This window comes from Planktothrix rubescens CCAP 1459/22, from assembly GCA_904830895.1.
GTDB lineage: Bacteria > Cyanobacteriota > Cyanobacteriia > Cyanobacteriales > Microcoleaceae > Planktothrix > Planktothrix agardhii.
Map to the genome: position 1 here is coordinate 1,245,733 of LR882958.1, position 16,670 is coordinate 1,262,402.

The window sequence follows — 16,670 nt, forward strand, 5'->3', positions numbered from 1 at the left end:
GATCGTTTACAGAAACCATAATCACTAATCTAGTCTTGCATAAAGATCACAAAGATTGGCGTTAGCTAACCCAAAACAGCATCCAAACTCGGTAATTTTATCCTAAATTTATCAGGAATAAAAAATTAATAATTTGCACAATTAAACCCAGAACCCTTTATTTTTTTGACCAAAAAAGTATGAGTGATCCTAAACCCAAAATCCGCATCGAACATCTGATCAAGATCTATGGAGAGAATTGCTCTGCCGCCCTGAAGCTGTTTTCACAGGGAGCCAACCGAGAAGCTATCTTACAAGCCACAGGTCAGGTTCTCGGCATTGCCGATGTATCTTTTACCATTAACCCAGGGGAAATTTTTGTGGTGATGGGTTTGTCCGGTTCGGGTAAATCGACTCTTATTCGTTGTATTAATCGTTTGATTACACCAACCCGGGGACACATTTATATTGATGATGAGGATATTGCTTATATAGATGAAAAACGAATTCGTCAAATTCGTCTTACTAAAGTATCAATGGTATTTCAGCATTTTGGGTTATTTCCCCATCGAACCGTCGCGGATAACGTAGAATACGGACTAAAGTTACTTGGGATGAGCAAAACCCAACGCCGGAACAAAGCCTTGGAAGCCTTGGAAGTCGTGGGGTTAGCTCAATGGGCAGACTATCGACCCTCTGCTTTGAGTGGGGGAATGCAGCAAAGGGTTGGGCTGGCTCGTGCTTTGGCAACGGATGCCGAGATTTTGCTGATGGATGAACCGTTTAGTGCCCTCGATCCCTTAACTCGCAGGGAGATGCAGAATGAATTATTACGACTTCAGAAAGAGTTGAATAAAACCATAGTTTTTATTACTCACGATACTCAAGAAGCCCTAAAATTAGGCGATCGAATTGCGGTGATGAAAGAGGGGGTGATTGTTCAACTTGGGACACCAAAAGAACTGTTAAATCAACCAACTAATGACTATATCCGTGATTTTATTCAAGATGTTAATCGCGGGCAAATACTCAAAGCAGGAACCATTGCCCGTCCAACTATTTGTTTAATTATTGGTGAAGATTTGGAGCCAGGAACACTCAAACAGATACAGAAGCAAAACCTCCAGCGCATCTATATACTCAATTCTGATCAAGAACCTATTGGTTTTATTAATCCAGAACAGCTTGATCTAGCAATTCAGCAAGACCTTAAAAATATTACCAATAAATTGATACAAACCAACTTTTCCCAGGTTAAATCCACAGTGCCTTTAGAAGATATTTTTCACCTTTACCGCAACGAACAAAGCCTAGTTGTGGTTGATGAAACCGGAAAGTTTAAGGGAGTTTTAGAATCGGCAGATGTCCTTGCTAGTATTAGTAAGTTCACCTAAATAGATTGTAATAATTTACAATTGAAGGGAACAGGCAATAGGCAATAGGCAATAGGCAATAGGCAATAGAAAGAGTTTACCTGCCTCCCCTGCTCCCGCTACCTTGGGGACTGCTATATTATCCCCATTCGTAATTCGTAATTCGTAATTCATAAAGATGATCAAACAACGCCTAAAAAAATCAGTTTTGTTAGTTCTGACAACTATATTTCTGATCGGTTTAATCAGTTTTTCCTCCGGCGCACAAACTACAAATTCTGCTCTACCCGGAAATGCTATTACTATTCGTTCAGGGACAAGTGATTGGATTGAGGATTTTTTTCAAACTGAGATTGTTAATATTGGGTTGGGGAGACTCGGCTACAAAACAGCCCCACTGGTGGCGGTAGCCTATCCAGCCCTCTATACCGCCATCGCTAATGGTGATTTAGATATTGCTCCCGTCTTTGGAGACCCCGGACATAACGAATTTTATAAAAATGCTGGCGGTGAAAAAAAGTTGGAGAAATTGGGTCTGCTTTTTCCGATTATACAGGGCTATCAAATTGATAAAAAGACTGCTGATAAATATGGGATTACTAACTTACAACAATTTCAAGATCCAAAAATTGCCCAGTTATTTGATAGCGATGGAGATGGCAAAGCCGATCTAGTAGGTTGCGATCCCGGTTGGAGTTGTGAGTTAGAAATGAAGCATCATTTAGATGCTTACAAACTACGCGATACTGTTGAAATCAATCAGGGAAATTATACCGCCTTACTTGCCGATGCCTTAACTCGTTACAAACAAGGAAAACCGTTTTTTTCCTATGCTCATAGTCCTTTCTGGCTGGGTCAGGTGCTAAAAGTCGGTCAAGATGTTATTTGGTTAGAAGTTCCTTTTACTGCCTCTAATATTGAAAATCTTACCGCCAAAGATACATCTGTAAATGGGAAAAATCTGGGGATGGTTCAAGGTAAATATCGAGTGATTGCCAATAAGGAATTTTTGGCAAAAAATCCATCGGTAAAACATTTCTTGGAACTGGTTGAAATTCCTTATGAAGATATGATTCAGGAAAGCTATCGGATTAAAAACGGTGAAAATAAACCCCAAGATATTCGTCGTCATGCCGAAGAATGGGTTAAGCAAAATCAAGATGTTTTTGATGGCTGGTTAGCTCAAATAAATCAGAGCAGTAATAATTTAGTAGAAAATTCCTCAAATATAGGAAATAATACTAACAGCAAAAATCCACAAGGACTGAATATATTACTAAATCCCTTCCAACTTTACACCATTCCTTTAGATAAATGGATTACAGGCGGCATTAATTTCCTGGTAGATAACTTTCGTCCCTTTTTCCAGACTATTCGTATTCCTATCAGTTGGGTATTAACACAAATTCGCGGTTTATTGCTGGCAATTCCCCCTCTGATTTCTTTACTTTTAATTAGCCTGATGACCTGGAAAATTGCCGGACAAAGTATAGGAATTTATAGCCTGCTTGCCCTAACTTTGATTGGTTTTCTTGGGCTGTGGGAAGCCGCCATGGTTACCCTTGCCTTGGTGGTTACGGCGGTTATATTCTGTATTATAGTCGGCATTCCCTTGGGTGTGGCCTGTGCCCGGAGCGATCGCTTTGAGCAAGCATTTAGACCCCTGCTCGATGCCATGCAAACCCTACCAACTTTTGTCTATCTAGTTCCCGTGGTGATGCTATTTGGGATTGGAGAAGTTCCGGGGGTAATTGCCACGATTATCTATGCCCTTCCCCCCTTAATTCGGTTTACTAATTTGGGTATTAGACAAGTCTCGGCAGATGTTGTGGAGGCGGCCTATGCTTTTGGTTCAACCCCTGGACAAATCCTGTGGGAAGTGCAAATTCCTCTGGCCATACCAACAATTTTGGCAGGAGTGAATCAAACAGTATTATTTGCTTTGGGAATGTCGGTAATTGCTTCCATGATTGCAGTACCCGGACTTGGTTTAACTGTATTACAAGGAATGGGGCGTTTGGATGTGGGGATGGCCGCAGTGGGGGGATTAGGAATTGTTTTGTTAGCAATTCTGCTTGACCGGATTACTCAAGCCATGGGAAAATCAAATAACTCTTGAGATCTCTATTTTGTAGAGGATTAGCTCTGATATTGAACCCGGCGATCGCTTTCTTCAGCAACAGAATAAGCCTGAATTATTGTGTATAAATCAGTATCTCTTTCTAATAAACAGGCATGACCGCTATCGGGTAAAACCACCATTTGAGCATTAGGTAAAGTTTGGGTTAAAAATCTTGCTTCTAACACAGAAGGTAATAATCTATCAGCACCACTGGCAATTACTAAAACCGGAATATTAACCCGATTCAGATCGGATTTACTGGGTTTAAATAGGCGCAATAATTCTAATCGCCAAACTGAAGTTCCTTGGGGAACGGACTTCATCGCTGTTAATAGGGCTTGACGTTCTGAAGCTTCAATCCGTCCTAAAGCTCCTAAAAAGGGCAATAAACCAACAATAGAACTGGGATAAAACCAATCGGGAAGCCATTGGGTTAAATAGGAACCCCATTGTAACCAAGGCTGTTGTTTAATAGATGAAGCGGGATTAACTAAAATTAAACGACTAAACCAATGGGGGGCAAAAATTGTGACTAATAACGCCAAACATCCCCCAAAGGATTCTCCACATAAATAAATCTCCCGTTTGGGGTTAGTTTTACGTTCTATTTCAATTAAATCTATAGTTTTTTTAACTAAGGTTTCCCAGTTAGATTGATCGGTTTGGGGAATAGTTAAACAACGAATTTCAAACGCATCCATTAACCGAGGAATTTGAACTGTGAATAGTTGACCTGTTCCATCCATTCCTGGAAAAAAGAGGAATAGGGGTAAATCGGGTCTGGGATCAGTGGGTTTAAGAAAATTCAAAGTATTTTAGGTGATTCTAATTAATATTCCCCGTTGTTGCGCTTCAGCGCAATCTTAGAGGCCCTCAAGTGCAACAACGAACCTTAGTATATTTTCTTTCGTTGTCGTTGTTAAGGCTCTTAAGATTGCGCTGAAGCGCAACAACGGTTGTCAGATTGCGCTGAAGCGCAACAACGGCAACAACGGCAACAACGGTTGTTATATGTTTTGTAACAGAATTTCGGGACAAGTCCGTTTCATTAAGCCTGTAAGGACGTTTCCAGGGCCAATTTCTACAACTTGTGTCACCCCTAATATTGATAATTGTAAACAAATTTCTCGCCATCGCACAGAACCCGTCATTTGTTGGGTGAGACGTTGTTTTAACAGAGTAGCATCAGTTGTGGGTGTGGGATCAACATTGGAGAGAACTGGAATTTTGGCATTATTAAAGGCAATTCCGTCTAAAACCTGTTGAAATTGTGTGGCGCTTAGGTGCATTAAGGGGGAATGAAAAGCGCCGGAAACGTTTAATTTTACCGCCCGTTTGACTTTAATATTTGCTAAGACATGATCAACCGCTTCTGGGGTTCCAGAAATTACCACCTGGGCGGCACTATTATCATTCGCCAGAACAATATTTGGGGTTTGTTGAATTTGTTGATCCAGTTGTTCTCGATCAAAACCAATTAACGCCGCCATTTGTCCCCCGACCGAACTATTCATTAATTCAGCCCGACATTGAACTAATTTCAAACCCGTTTCAAAATCAAACACCCCCGCAACATATAACGCCACATATTCCCCTAAGCTATGACCTGCAACATAATCGGGGGATTGTCCTTGTTTTTTTAAATGATCAACTAATAGGCTTTCAACCACATATAAACTAGGTTGAGTATATAAAGTTTGAGATATTTTATCTTCGGGATGTTGACAAATTTCAGGAACAGACCAACCCAGAATTTTTTCAGCTAATTTTAATCGTTCTTGATGTTCAGATTGTTCAAATAAATCCGATCCCATCCCAATTTTTTGTGAACCCTGACCCGGAAAAATCCATGCTGTTGTTGTCATTTTTATTAGTCAATTGTTAATTGTTAATAGTTAATTGTTAATGAGCGGGGACACCCCCCTACCTCCCCCATTCAAACAAAGCCGCCCCCCAGGTTAATCCCGCACCAAAACCAGATATCATAATCCGATCACCCGGTTTAATTTTTCCCTCTCGCACCGCTTCATCGAGGGCTAAGGGAATCGAAGCCGCAGAAGTATTACCATATTTTGCCAAATTACTAATCACTTTTTTCGGGGGAATATTTAATCGTTCTGCGACCGCATTTAAAATACGTTGATTGGCTTGATGGAGAATTAACCAATCAATTTGATCGACGGTTAAATTGGCTCTAAATAATGCTTTTTCAATGACTTCTGGAACCTTTTTTACCGCAAATTTATAGATTTCTTGACCATTCATCGTAATCGGGTTATAGGTTCCTTGACCAATCGTAATTCCGGTTAATATTTCCTGTGGTTCGGGTCGATAGGATAAATTTAAAGACTGATTTTGCCTACCATCACTTCTAATTTCAAATCCTAATAAGCGATCGCGTTCATCCGCTTGTAAAACCACCGCCCCGGCCCCATCTCCGAATAAAATACAGGTTCTGCGATCTGACCAATCAACCCAACGGGAGAGAATATCAGCCCCAATTAAAAGAACATTTTGATAGACTCCAGTGCGAATAAATTGAGAGGCGGTGACTAACCCAAATACAAACCCCGAACAGGCGGCGGTCATATCAAAAGCCACCGCTTTAGTTGCACCTAATTGATATTGAATAAAACTAGCACTGCCAAACAGATCATCAGCCGTGGATGTAGCTAAGATAATCAAATCAATATCCGCCGGGTCAATTGCTGCCATGGCGATCGCATTTTGAGCCGCCGCTATTGCTAATTGACTCAACGACGTATCAGGGTCAGCTAAACGTCGCTGAGTAATTCCGGTGCGAGAAGTAATCCATTCATCGGAGGTTTCGACCCGTTCAGAGAGTCCATGATTATCCAGTAAAACCGAGGGTGTAGCCGATCCGCAACCCGTAATTGAAATGCCTGTTGTTATCATTGTTTCTGTTCCGGTGTTCCGGTGTTCCCTATTCCCTGAAATAGCGATTAACCACTGATCACCTTTTCATCCGGTTGAGGGTGTTTTTGATATTGGGATTGAATCCTTTCTAGGACTTGGTTATCGATCGCTTCTTTGGCCAAACGAACCGCATTCGCAATCGTTGCCGCTTTAGAAGATCCATGACTAATAATGCAAACCCCCGCCACCCCAAGGAGTAAGGCGCCCCCATGTTCAACATGATCCACCCGTTGTTTAAACCGCATTAAACTAGGTTTGAGCAGAGTAGTCCCTAATTTAGCCTGTAATCCAGAGGTTAATTCCTCCTTGAGCATTTGTAAAACCGCTTCTCCCACTCCTTCAGCAAATTTCAAAAGCACATTCCCCACGAAACCATCGCAGACAATCACATCAAATTTCCCCGTCAGGACATCCCGCCCTTCGGCGTTTCCATTAAAGGCAATTTCAGGATGATTTTCTAGGAGTTGATAGGTACGAATGGCCAGATCATTGCCCTTACAGGATTCTTCACCAATATTGAGTAACCCCACTTTGGGTTCAGAAGTTCCCAGAACATAACGACTGTAAATCGATCCCATTACAGCAAACTGTTCTAAAAATTTGGGCCGACAATCGACATTCGCCCCCACATCTAACACCAAAACCGGGGAATCAGGCTTCATGGTGGGTAAAACGGCCCCGATCGCTGGGCGATCAATCCCCGGTAGGCGTCCTAAACGCAACAGAGCCGAGGCCATGGCTGCACCGGAATGACCCGCCGAGACGACAGCATCGGCTTTTTTTTGCCTAACTAGATTCATAGCCACGTTAATCGAAGCTTTGGGTTTGCGTTTTAACGCACTCAAGGCTTCTTCGTGCATTTCGATCGTGCCTTCAGCCGGAATAATTTGAGACAGAGGGAGCTTGCTATGGTGGTGTTTGAGGGCTGCTTCAATTTGATCGGGGTCGCCAACCAACAAGACTTCTACATCCCATTTTTCCTGTGCCATTAGCGCTCCAGCAACGATGTCGGCAGGAGCATGATCTCCGCCCATAGCGTCAATTGCAATTCGTGCGCGAGTTGAACTCATTGACCAACTTTTGAGAAACCTTCAGGATTTTACCAAAAAAACGGCTCTAAAGCCCTGTCTTTTCCTCGCGGATGCGAGAGATGGCTTTTTAATTGGGGTGATAGAGTCAATCTTGATCTGGTGCTGGCACGATCAACGGCATAATAAATGAATCAGGACTTACGCTATTACGCTATATGTAGCGCATAGAAAAATTGATATTTTATGATGTAATTTTCCCCTACTTTCAACAATAGCCATGAACAATATAGAAAAAATTTACACTTTATATTTTGCAATTGATGATCTAACAAATATAATTTGCAGTATTATTAATAATCGAGATAATTCAAAAAAAGTTAATAGTGATGAACTGTTTAATAAATTCTGGACTAAAGCCAAAAATCAATATTCTGATTTACACTATGATCTTGTTTGTGAAATTGGGGCAGCTAACTATAAGGCAGAACAGGAGTTTGGGAGAATTGCATCAGCCATAAACAATTCTTTAGGGAAATTAGAAGGTGATCGGAATGTACAATTGATTTATTACCTCTGGTTTGCTTTAAATTTAGCTTTGGTTGAATATGCTTTTACCTCTCCCGCAGCTAATAGCCATAATCTATATTCTGAGATGGAAAATAGGTTGAAATTGGGTTCTGAAAAATATCTTTCATTGTCCCAATCTAGTCTTAAAGATTGGCAGAATCTTGATTTGAGCATTAAGTCAAAATTGGGGGAGTTTTAAAGGAGGGTGTTAGGAAATATAGCAATCTTAAATAGGTCGTAACACTTTAATACTGATATGAAACAACCCTAAGTATTATCCGGTGTTCCTAGCCCTGCGTGCACGGGGGGTTTGGGGGGGTTGTTCCCTGTTCCCTGTTTGCTATATAATTAATTAAAGAATAGAACAATTGTTGGATGATGATAAAACCATGAATAAAACCCCTAGAATTTTTATTCCCCCAGAAGTCAGAAAATATGTATTTGGACGGGACAATTATCAGTGTAAGAGTTGTGGTAAAATGGAAAATGAAGCTCAACTAACTGTTGATCATATTATTCCCTTAGCCAAGGGAGGATCTAACGATATTAGTAATTTACAAACCTTGTGTTTTCAATGTAATCAGAAAAAAAAAGCCGATCTTGATCCCCGTTTCAAACGGCACTTCACAAATTGAAAATTGATCCCATGATCCCAAAAATGATAAAATAGTAGATGCAGACTACCCAATTCTTGATTTGAACTGGTAAAGATGATAAATCCGCTTAGAAAAAAACTGCACTACTTAGTGGATCAGATCTCCGAAGAAGACTTAGGGAAAGCATGGAAATCCTTACAAATCCTAATTTATGATACCTATATGCTCAAAGCCATTCAAGAAGCTAAGGAAAATCTCAGACCCGGGGATTCCTTAACCTATGATGAAGCCTTACAAATGCTAAATTTTGAGTATAATCGATCTACCACTACCCATCCAGAACATCCTACCTATCGTCCCATGCCAAAAGTGAATGAGTAAATAAATAACCCTGTCGTGACTCTCGATGTTCGCTATGGTCGTTTTTTTGTCCATGACCTGATGAACTTAGAAGCATCAGCTTATTCTAGGGTCTATCATTTTGTGTTTGTCGAATTTAAAGAGGTTAACAACATCAAAGATTTACCGGAACTTAAATCTTTAGGTTCCAGTGCTATTTTTTATAGATTTACTTTAGAAAATCATTTAATCGGAATTGAAGTGACAGGTCAAATTGTTAAATTTGTCCGTATTTTGCCCAAACCCCATCTATGAGAGTAGGGGGATTCTTGATTCAAGGGTATGCACCCATTTCTTTGATAAGATGGGTAGCACCTGATCTGTTCATCTGGGAGTAGAGAATCGCATGAGTCGGGGAGATGGTCGAAAGCTGAAACTCATGGTCGTCGATGACGAACCAGACAACTTAGATTTGTTGTTTCGGACATTTCGCCGGGACTTCCAAGTGTTCAAGGCCGACAGCGCCCTCAAAGCTCTGCAAATTCTCGACGACGAGGGTGAAATGGCTGTGATTATTTCTGATCAACGAATGCCAGAAATGAACGGAACCGAATTTCTCGGTAAAACCGTTGAACGTTTCCCAGACACCATTCGGATTCTGTTAACCGGATATACGGATGTCGAAGACCTTGTGGAAGCGATTAACTCTGGCCAAGTTTTCAAATATATCACCAAACCTTGGAATCCCGAAGAACTCAAGTCTGTAATTCAACAATCTTCGGAAACATACAAATTCTTCAAACAACGGACAAACACCCTGCGCCGGGCCCTGCGTCGGGAATCTCTATATAACGATGTCGTCAGCGCCCTACGAGAGTCCCTAGACTACTCCAGTATGCTCCAGACGATTGTTCGTACCCTGGGAGAAACCTTTAATGCCACGGGCTGCTGTATTCGCTCTGCCGAAGCGGGGAAACTTTCTGCTCAAACTTTTTCTTATGGGGGAGAAACAGAGAATGTTCAAACTTGGTTATCTCAACTCGAAACCCCCATGCAAGGGGTCTTAGAAAGTCGAGATACTCAAATTCAAATCGAGGAAAACCCCAACCCAGTCAGTCAAATCATTTTACCCCTGACCTATCAACATGATTTACTGGCAGTATTAGCCATTTATCAAGAAAACAGTCCCTCGCCTTGGTCAGAGGATGATATTCAACTGTTAGAAGTAGTTTCCGAACAAGCCTCCTTAGCACTGTCCCAAGCCAAACTCTATCAACGCACGCTAGAATTAGCCGAACAGATGCAAAATGAACTCAAGGTCGCCAGCCAAATTCAAAATAATCTCCTGCGTCAAAGTTGGCCAGAGTTTGAGACCCTGCGAGTACAAGCCTGTTGTCATCCGGCTAGGGAAGTCGGGGGAGATTTCTTTGAAGTCTTTACCCATCCCCAAGGAGATATTTGGGTAGGTTTGGGAGATGTATCGGGTAAAGGAGTTCCGGCGGCCTTATTTATGGCCAGTGCGATTTCCGTCATGCGTCGGGAACTTTCCGTGGAAACTTCCCCAGAACCCGATCAAGTCATGCAAAATCTGAATAGCATTTTGTCGGATGATTTAGTCAGTAATAATCACTTTATTACGATGGTTGTGGCTCGTTACACCCCGTCTACGGGACATTTAGCCTATGCCAATGCCGGACATATTTATCCATTGGTTTGGTCAAGGCTGAATAGTAACCTGGGGGAAAATCACCCAAATCCATCTGTTCCCGTCGAACCTTTGTTTCTCAAGACCCGTGGGATTCCTTTAGGAATTCTTCCCGTCTGGAGAGGCAAAGGAGACAGTCTCACCCTGAATCCAGGTGATATATTTTTAGTCACCAGTGATGGGATTACTGAAGCTACAGTGGTGCAAGAAACAAGCGATGGCAGTCCTGCCATTCGTTCAATGTTGCAACAGGAGGGACTTTGGAAGTTACTCCAACAGCAAGAAAAACTAAATTTAGATGGCTTATTAGCCGCTATCCGAGAACATAATCCCGTTCAGGAAGATGATCAGACTATACTCTCTCTGGAGGTTTTGTTGACCGATGAAAACTGAGCTTCAAGTGCCGAGCGATATTAGGTTTTTAACCATCGTTGAAAACTGGTTATTGAGCAGTTTGGAAGTCGAGCTAGGAGATCACGTCGATTGGCCCCGTCAGTCAAATCGGTTTCGCCTTGTCCTTGCAGAAGCTTACTCCAACGTCATCCGTCATGCTCACCGCGATCAACCCCATCTTCCTGTGATGGTTCGTTTAGAATTACAAGAACGAGATATTTCCTTAGAAATTTGGGATCACGGTACTGGTTATGAAGTCGATAATTATAATCCACCCAAACCAGAAGATAAACAAGAAAATGGTTATGGTTGGTTAATCATGAATCGATTAATGGATCGAGTGGATTATTCTTTACGAATTGAAGGTGGCAATTGTTTAAAATTACAAGCGAGTTTACCCGATAAAACCCCGAAAGCATAGGCGCTGATTCAATGCAAACCGGAGACAGGAGGAATGTTAAATTTTCTCCTTCTGTATCCCAATTAGTTTTTTTAAAAATAGCACTACGCGCTAGGGAACAGGGAACACCGGATCTGGGAACAGGGTTTAGAAGTGTCCTAACTGTAATGAGTAGCGCTATAAATATTAATCACCCCATCAAAACCCCCTTTCCTTTCTTTGTGTCTTCCTGTCTTTGTGGTTCCTGCTTGTCTTTATGAATTCACTAATTAACACCAATCTAGTTAAACAAAAAGCCCTAGATTTGGGATTTCATCAAGTTGGGATTGCGGCAATTACTGAAACCGAACAAAACCGTCAACACCTACAATCTTGGTTAGATCAAGGATATGCGGCGGATATGGCTTGGATGAATAGCCCCAAACGCCAAAATATTCGTGAATTAATGCCAGAAGTTGCATCGGTTATTTGTGTAGCACTTAACTATTATACCCCCGATCAAGTACCCGATAATCCCGAATTGGGTAAAATTTCTCGTTATGCCCGGGGACGAGATTATCATAAGGTTTTACATAAAAAATTAAAGACTTTTTCCGAATGGTTACAACAACAAGCAACAGGAATTCAAGCTAGATATTATGCCGATACCGGGCCAATTCAAGATAAAGTTTGGGCAGAAAAAGCCGGAATTGGATGGATTTCTAAAAATAGTAATCTGATTACCACAAAATACGGATCTTGGGTATTTTTAGGGGAAATTTTAACTAATTTAATTCTAACTCCCGATATTCCCCATACTCAACATTGTGGGACTTGTACCCGATGTTTAGAAGCCTGTCCCACGGGGGCAATTACTCAACCATTTGTGGTAGATGCTAACCGTTGTATTGCCTATCATACCATCGAAAATCGGGCAGAAACCTTACCAGAAAATATTAGCAAAAATTTAAACGGTTGGGTCGCTGGATGTGATATTTGTCAAGAAGTTTGTCCTTGGAATCAACGTTTTGCCCAGGAAACTGATGTTCCAGAATTTCAGCCCTATCCTGAAAATATTGCTCCTAAATTAACCGAATTAGCCGAACTTTCTGAAACCGAATGGGATCAACGATTTCGGGCTTCTGCTTTACGACGAATTAAACCGCAAATGTGGCGTCGGAATGCGCGAGCAAATTTGGATTATTAATACAAAAAAAATCGGAGAAAATTGGGGACTCAATTTGAGTCCCTAATTTTGTTTGTAGGGGGATTTAGGGGGATCGACCAAACGTCTGTAATCACCAGTTTTCGACTTATTTACTATTAATTCGACGCAAGGTTAATACATCGCTGATATTTTTGATTTGGGTACAAGTGCGTTCAAACTGTTCGCGATCGCAAATTTCAATTCCCAATTCAATTAACGCCGGAGCATCGGGAAAAGTCTTAACTTGGGCACTACAAACATTAATATTATTATCTTTCAAACGGGATAAAATATCATTCAAAACCCCCACTCGATCCAATACTTCAATACAAACATTTACCCCATAAGTTTGAGGACGTCCGCCCTGTTGATAGTTAGGATTCCAACTCAAAGGAACGAATCTTTCTCCCTCCACGGTTAAGGTATTAGAACACCCTTGTTGATGAATGGAAATTCCTTTTGTGCGGGTGACAACCCCAATAATCGGTTCCCCTGGAATCGGATTACAACATCCTGCAATATGATAAAGTAATCCTTCAACTCCCGTAATCGGAGAATTACTGGGGGAAGAAGACGGAAGTTGAGAATAGGAAGGTAGGTGAGGAACCTGTAAGGAAGTGGTAGTCAGTTCTTGAGAAACCGTTTGAATTTGATTCTGGGATTTCAACACATCCCGCAAACGATTCACCACTAAATTTAAAGTGATTTCCCCATAACCTAATGCGGCTAATAAATCATCAACATTATGATAGTTAAAGCGCTTAGACACCGATACCATCCGTTCAGATTTGAGCAGGGATTCAAAGCCATTTTTTCCCATTTCTTTCTCTAATAATTCCCGTCCTCGGTCGATATTTTCATCCCGGTGCGATCGCTTATACCACTGACGAATCCGGTTTTTAGCAGTATTGGTTTTAACAAAATTCAACCAATCTAAACTAGGGCGAATATTTTTCTGGGTTAATATTTCCACAATATCGCCATTTTTCAGGGGAGTATCTAAGGTTACAATTCGCTCATTTACCTTTGCCCCTTTACAATGATTCCCAACTTCACTATGAATCCGATAGGCAAAATCCACCGGGGTCGCCCCGTGAGTTAAAGCAATTACATCTCCCTCTGGGGTAAAGACATAAACATCATCAAACTCTAAATTACTCTTAACACTTTCCAGATATTCTGTAGCATCTTTTAAATCACTTTGCCACTCTAATAATTGCCGTAACCAAGTGAATTTATCATCCATTCCGGTGACTTCACCCATATTAGAATTGCCCTTTTCTTTATACTTCCAATGGGCGGCAATCCCATATTCAGCAATATGGTGCATTTCTACGGTACGAATTTGGACTTCAACGGATCTTCCCGTATTGCCAATTACCCCCGTATGTAAGGACTGATAGCGGTTAGGTTTAGGTAATCCAATATAATCTTTAAAACGACCCGGAATTGGACGGAAAGCATCATGAACAATTGCCAAAGTCCGATAACATTCTTCATTAGTTTCAACAATCACCCGTAAAGCGGCAATATCATAAATTTCATGGAACTGTTTCTGTCTTTGGTTCATTTTTTTATAAATGCCATACAGATGTTTAGGTCGTCCACTAACTTCATAACATTTAATTCCCGCTTTCTCTAGTCTTTCTCGTAAAACTTGAGCAAGTTGGGCTAATTTTTCTTCTCGAAATGCTCGGCGATCAAAAACTAATTCCTTAATATTTTTGTATGCTTCCGGTTCTAAATATTTGAAGGATAGATCTTCTAATTCCCATTTTAACCGACCGATGCCTAAACGGTTAGCTAGGGGGGCAAAAATTTCGCGGGTTTCTAAGGCAATGCTACGCTGTTTATGTTCGGGTAAAAAGTCCAAAGTTCGCATATTATGGAGTCGGTCAGCGAGTTTAACTACAATCACCCGAATATCTTTCGCCATGGCTAAAAACATCCGGCGGAAGTTTTCCGCTTGACGTTCTGTGGTATTAGAAAAATTAAATTTAGATAGTTTGGTGACGCCTTCGACTAAATGACGAACTTCCGCCCCAAAATGCTGTTCTAGTTCTTCCGGGGTGACTTCGGTATCTTCAATAATGTCATGGAGAAAACCGGCCGCCACCATCGCCGAATCCCCTCCTAAATAGCGCAATAAACCCGCTACGGCAATGGGATGATTAATATAGGGTTCTCCTGATTTGCGATACTGTCCCCGATGCAATTGATAGGCAAATTGAAACGCCCGCACAATTAAATCGCCGTTTTTTGAAACAGATGTATCAGATTTGACTAGATCTCCAGATATCTCCATACACTGTTGCAACCAATCGGGGATGCTACAATCATAGGAAAAGTCTTTTTTGGCAAGGGTTTTAATATTCATGATAGTTCCACCTAAAGGGTAATAATACTGATAAAACGATCAGATAACTAAAAGTTATGTGCTTTTTTATACTTGTGCAAAGGATAAAATCCCCAACGAGTGAAAGGGTTAAGTTTCACGGAATTGAATTGCACTTTATAGAAGAATAACACCTCTTAAGGTAAGCTTAATCTGCCTCTTAATCCATTTTTACAGCAGAGGCTTAACCGCAAATCTCCCTGAATATCAGGATTTGGTCTATGGGGTAGCGGATCGGATTTAGCTAAAAACGGGCAAAAACCCGATCACAATACTTATTTATTATTTAATAATTGTAGACAAGTTTCTTAATAATATGTTGTCAAAATCTGCCTGTGAAGCGATCGCCCAGTTCCAAAATAGCTTAAAACAGTTTGATCGTAAGCTAATTTTAGTTCCGGTTGATCCCATCGGTTTAAAACAAAGTTTTCAGCAGCTAAAAGCCACCTTTGAAACCGAAATTATGGGGATCAGCGATGGTGATTTTGATCCCCCTGTTGAGTCTCCAATTCAATCCTATTTAACCGAAACCCATAAACAGATGCGACTGCTAGAAATGGATTTCAAATTTCTGCAAGCCGCCCGTCAAAGTGCCACCTTTAACAATCGTCTGATCCCAATTCAAAACCGCCTTAATACTTTATTAAGTTATTCTGAGGATATTTTGAAGTTAGGGGAGATCAAAGGTCTGTAATAGCATGAACACTCAATATCACAATTTTTTCATTCGAGATTGGCAACCGCAGGATCGTCAGGAAGCGGTGGATTTAATTGATTCTGTTTTAACTGAATATGGCTTAGGTTGTGAACCTGATGGCGCGGATGTGGACGTTTATAAAGTGGAGAAATATTATCAACAGACTGGGGGAGAATTTTGGGTTATAGAACAGAATCAAAGATTAATCGGAACGGCTGGATTTTACCCGATTAAACGGGGAAATCTGGCGGTAGAAATTAGAAAAATGTATTTATTATCCGAAGCTAGAGGAAAGGGATTAGGAAAGTTTCTGTTATTACAATTAGAACAAACCATTAAACAAAAAGGGTTTAAGGAAATTTGGATCGAAACCGCATCGGTTTTAAACGAAGCGGTACAACTCTATGAACATTCTGGTTATGAACCTACAACGGGAGTCGAAACCAAACGTTGTGATTTGGTTTATAGAAAAATGGTTATATAAAAGATTGAGTCCTTCAGGACTCACTACGGGTTAGGATTAAATAGTTGGAAAATTTGCCGACAAAAGAGTTTTAATTTTTCCGCCGATTCGGGTTTGGGTTCCGTTTTGCCGACAAAATTCCAATTTTCAATGGTGGAGAGTTTCCACTGTTGTCCTTGATGGTCATATCCGGCGGCTTCAACACCAATGACCCGACGGGTTTGATCAATCGGATCGTGATAAAATCGAATTTCAATTAAAATGCAGCGACTTTGCAATAACCGACTCCGACCCGGGAAGTGGAAACCAATATCAATAGAATCAGGATCAACCAGTTCTCGCGTCTCTGGGTCATTTGTCCAGGGTTTGAGATCGACCCGGGCGTCGGGAAATTGAGTTTTAAATAAAGTCACAACCGATGCAATTTTGCTGGCAACCACCACGTTATTCGCCTGTTCAGCAGCATTCACGAACCTACTCTCCTTAA

17 protein-coding genes are annotated in these 16,670 nt (G+C 41.0%); 11 read left to right on the forward strand and 6 right to left on the reverse strand.

The features are described 5' to 3' along the window. The first annotated feature begins 179 nt into the window (after positions 1–179). On the forward strand, positions 180–1,373 hold the full coding sequence (locus NMG86_RS05845) for a quaternary amine ABC transporter ATP-binding protein (protein ID WP_026794388.1): 1,194 nt from the start codon (positions 180–182) through the stop codon (positions 1,371–1,373). Positions 1,374–1,530: 157 nt separating this feature from the next. Then, complete coding sequence (gene proX / locus NMG86_RS05850) at positions 1,531–3,471, forward strand: glycine betaine/L-proline ABC transporter substrate-binding protein ProX (protein WP_081694454.1); 1,941 nt, start codon at positions 1,531–1,533, stop codon at positions 3,469–3,471. A gap of 20 nt (positions 3,472–3,491) precedes the next feature. On the opposite strand, the gene NMG86_RS05855 is transcribed toward proX, so the two are convergent. From NMG86_RS05855 to plsX, 4 genes are all read right to left on the reverse strand, one after another. Continuing rightward, on the reverse strand, positions 3,492–4,283 hold the full coding sequence (locus tag NMG86_RS05855; protein ID WP_026789059.1) for an alpha/beta fold hydrolase: 792 nt from the start codon (positions 4,281–4,283) through the stop codon (positions 3,492–3,494). A 198-nt stretch (positions 4,284–4,481) separates the two neighbouring features. Then, a complete protein-coding gene (gene fabD, locus NMG86_RS05860; RefSeq protein ID WP_026797222.1) occupies positions 4,482–5,339 on the reverse strand; it encodes an ACP S-malonyltransferase in 858 nt (285 codons plus the stop codon). A gap of 58 nt (positions 5,340–5,397) precedes the next feature. Further along, a complete protein-coding gene (locus tag NMG86_RS05865) occupies positions 5,398–6,390 on the reverse strand; it encodes a beta-ketoacyl-ACP synthase III (RefSeq protein WP_026797223.1) in 993 nt (330 codons plus the stop codon). A gap of 47 nt (positions 6,391–6,437) precedes the next feature. Continuing rightward, positions 6,438–7,481, reverse strand: a complete 1,044-nt coding sequence (gene plsX / locus NMG86_RS05870; protein WP_026789062.1) for a phosphate acyltransferase PlsX — start codon at positions 7,479–7,481, stop codon at positions 6,438–6,440. A gap of 238 nt (positions 7,482–7,719) precedes the next feature. Between plsX and NMG86_RS05875 the strand changes: the two genes are divergently transcribed. From NMG86_RS05875 to queG, 7 genes are all read left to right on the forward strand, one after another. Then, complete coding sequence (locus tag NMG86_RS05875) at positions 7,720–8,208, forward strand: hypothetical protein (RefSeq protein WP_026789063.1); 489 nt, start codon at positions 7,720–7,722, stop codon at positions 8,206–8,208. Positions 8,209–8,398: 190 nt separating this feature from the next. Continuing rightward, on the forward strand, positions 8,399–8,644 hold the full coding sequence (locus tag NMG86_RS05880; RefSeq protein ID WP_026789064.1) for an HNH endonuclease: 246 nt from the start codon (positions 8,399–8,401) through the stop codon (positions 8,642–8,644). Positions 8,645–8,719: 75 nt separating this feature from the next. After that, entirely contained in the window at positions 8,720–8,986 is a 267-nt protein-coding gene (locus tag NMG86_RS05885) for a hypothetical protein (RefSeq protein ID WP_042152946.1), read from the forward strand. 15 nt (positions 8,987–9,001) lie between these two features. After that, positions 9,002–9,259: a hypothetical protein gene (locus tag NMG86_RS05890; RefSeq protein ID WP_026789065.1), complete on the forward strand. Its 258-nt coding sequence runs from the start codon at positions 9,002–9,004 to the stop codon at positions 9,257–9,259. Positions 9,260–9,350: 91 nt separating this feature from the next. Next, positions 9,351–11,042 (forward strand): SpoIIE family protein phosphatase, encoded by a 1,692-nt coding sequence (locus NMG86_RS05895; RefSeq protein ID WP_026794381.1) that lies wholly within the window; start codon positions 9,351–9,353, stop codon positions 11,040–11,042. After that, positions 11,032–11,463 (forward strand): ATP-binding protein, encoded by a 432-nt coding sequence (locus NMG86_RS05900; protein WP_026789067.1) that lies wholly within the window; start codon positions 11,032–11,034, stop codon positions 11,461–11,463. The genes NMG86_RS05895 and NMG86_RS05900 overlap by 11 nt, the downstream gene beginning before the upstream one ends. Positions 11,464–11,698: 235 nt before the next feature. Then, positions 11,699–12,628: a tRNA epoxyqueuosine(34) reductase QueG gene (gene queG, locus NMG86_RS05905; protein WP_026789068.1), complete on the forward strand. Its 930-nt coding sequence runs from the start codon at positions 11,699–11,701 to the stop codon at positions 12,626–12,628. Between the two features lie 106 nt (positions 12,629–12,734). Here the strand turns inward: queG and NMG86_RS05910 are convergent, their stop codons facing one another. Beyond that, positions 12,735–15,005 (reverse strand): RelA/SpoT family protein, encoded by a 2,271-nt coding sequence (locus tag NMG86_RS05910; RefSeq protein WP_026789069.1) that lies wholly within the window; start codon positions 15,003–15,005, stop codon positions 12,735–12,737. Between the two features lie 334 nt (positions 15,006–15,339). On the opposite strand from NMG86_RS05910, the gene patD reads away from it, so the two are divergent. Next, positions 15,340–15,717, forward strand: a complete 378-nt coding sequence (gene patD, locus NMG86_RS05915) for a heterocyst frequency control protein PatD (protein WP_026789070.1) — start codon at positions 15,340–15,342, stop codon at positions 15,715–15,717. 4 nt (positions 15,718–15,721) lie between these two features. Beyond that, positions 15,722–16,204, forward strand: coding sequence for a GNAT family N-acetyltransferase (locus NMG86_RS05920; RefSeq protein WP_026789071.1), 483 nt, complete (start codon positions 15,722–15,724; stop codon positions 16,202–16,204). Positions 16,205–16,227: 23 nt separating this feature from the next. Here NMG86_RS05920 and NMG86_RS05925 read toward each other — a convergent pair whose 3' ends face one another. Next, the gene (locus NMG86_RS05925; RefSeq protein ID WP_026797224.1) at positions 16,228–16,653 is read right to left on the reverse strand and encodes a Tery_1686 family protein; all 426 of its coding nucleotides are present in this window, start codon (positions 16,651–16,653) and stop codon (positions 16,228–16,230) included. Positions 16,654–16,670: the final 17 nt, after the last annotated feature.

What these genes read in the sequence shown, in the direction of transcription:
- NMG86_RS05880 (WP_026789064.1), top strand. Translation starts at nt 8,399, where the DNA reads ATGAATAAAACCCCTAGAATTTTTATTCCCCCAGAAGTCAGAAAATAT.
- patD (WP_026789070.1), top strand. Translation starts at nt 15,340, where the DNA reads ATGTTGTCAAAATCTGCCTGTGAAGCGATCGCCCAGTTCCAAAATAGC.
- NMG86_RS05910 (WP_026789069.1), bottom strand. Translation starts at nt 15,005, where the DNA reads ATGAATATTAAAACCCTTGCCAAAAAAGACTTTTCCTATGATTGTAGC.
- NMG86_RS05865 (WP_026797223.1), bottom strand. Translation starts at nt 6,390, where the DNA reads ATGATAACAACAGGCATTTCAATTACGGGTTGCGGATCGGCTACACCC.
- NMG86_RS05900 (WP_026789067.1), top strand. Translation starts at nt 11,032, where the DNA reads ATGAAAACTGAGCTTCAAGTGCCGAGCGATATTAGGTTTTTAACCATC.
- plsX (WP_026789062.1), bottom strand. Translation starts at nt 7,481, where the DNA reads ATGAGTTCAACTCGCGCACGAATTGCAATTGACGCTATGGGCGGAGAT.
- NMG86_RS05875 (WP_026789063.1), top strand. Translation starts at nt 7,720, where the DNA reads ATGAACAATATAGAAAAAATTTACACTTTATATTTTGCAATTGATGAT.
- NMG86_RS05920 (WP_026789071.1), top strand. Translation starts at nt 15,722, where the DNA reads ATGAACACTCAATATCACAATTTTTTCATTCGAGATTGGCAACCGCAG.
- fabD (WP_026797222.1), bottom strand. Translation starts at nt 5,339, where the DNA reads ATGACAACAACAGCATGGATTTTTCCGGGTCAGGGTTCACAAAAAATT.
- NMG86_RS05845 (WP_026794388.1), top strand. Translation starts at nt 180, where the DNA reads ATGAGTGATCCTAAACCCAAAATCCGCATCGAACATCTGATCAAGATC.
- queG (WP_026789068.1), top strand. Translation starts at nt 11,699, where the DNA reads ATGAATTCACTAATTAACACCAATCTAGTTAAACAAAAAGCCCTAGAT.
- proX (WP_081694454.1), top strand. Translation starts at nt 1,531, where the DNA reads ATGATCAAACAACGCCTAAAAAAATCAGTTTTGTTAGTTCTGACAACT.
- NMG86_RS05895 (WP_026794381.1), top strand. Translation starts at nt 9,351, where the DNA reads ATGAGTCGGGGAGATGGTCGAAAGCTGAAACTCATGGTCGTCGATGAC.
- NMG86_RS05885 (WP_042152946.1), top strand. Translation starts at nt 8,720, where the DNA reads ATGATAAATCCGCTTAGAAAAAAACTGCACTACTTAGTGGATCAGATC.